Source organism: Monashia sp. HAY1-2A (genome assembly GCF_056755315.1).
The window spans coordinates 1-259 of record NZ_JBNDHY010000512.1; the positions used below are offsets into that span (position 1 = coordinate 1).

1 protein-coding gene is annotated in these 259 nt (G+C 64.1%); it reads left to right on the forward strand.

The annotated features are described in order from the left end of the window. Positions 1–259: hypothetical protein (locus ACPYOM_RS22925; protein ID WP_481347730.1), on the forward strand; the 259-nt coding region annotated here is incomplete at both ends.

Consider the following 259-nt stretch of genomic DNA (forward strand, 5'->3'; position numbering starts at 1 on the left):
GTTCTGGCTCGCCTCCGCGCCGCCGACCGACAAGGCCTACAATGTCGAGCGCGCCTTCAAGGCGGGCTGGGGCGGCGTGGTCTGGAAAACGCTCGGGGAAGAAGGCCCGCCGATCGTTAACGTCAACGGTCCGCGCTACGGCGCGATCTGGGGTGCCGACCGCCGTCTGCTCGGCTTGAACAACATCGAGCTCATCACCGACCGCGACCTCTACACAAACCTGCGCGAAATGAAGCAGGTGAAAATGAACTGGCCGGAC